The organism is Psychrobacter sp. AOP31-B2-9, assembly GCF_052378005.1.
GTDB lineage: Bacteria > Pseudomonadota > Gammaproteobacteria > Pseudomonadales > Moraxellaceae > Psychrobacter.
Window position 1 is genome coordinate 1 of sequence record NZ_JBQSXG010000381.1, and the last position, 252, is coordinate 252.

Annotated in this window: 1 protein-coding gene; it reads left to right on the plus strand. The window is 43.3% G+C overall.

What is annotated here, in order from left to right; genetic code table 11:
• Positions 1 to 235, plus strand: a 235-nt coding sequence (locus ACT3SX_RS15730; protein WP_443556805.1) for a transposase, incomplete at its 5' end; no start/stop codon positions are given.
• Between the last annotated feature and the right edge of the window lie 17 nt (positions 236 to 252).

Here is a 252-nt window from a genome sequence, read left to right on the forward strand (position 1 = left end):
TAGAGAGTGTATCTTCACGCACTGTGCTCAGTCAGTCATACCCGTTAAGTCGAACTCTAAAAGCTGTAACGACACACTAGATTGGTATTTGTATCGTTGCCGTCATTTGGTAGAAAACGCTTTTGCTAGGTTGAAACATTTTAGGGGCATTGCCACGCGATATGATAAGCTCAAAGATAGCTATGCAGCGGCGGTAATGCTTGCTTGTGTCTTTATCTGGTTGCCCCTGATTTGAATTCTATACACACCCTA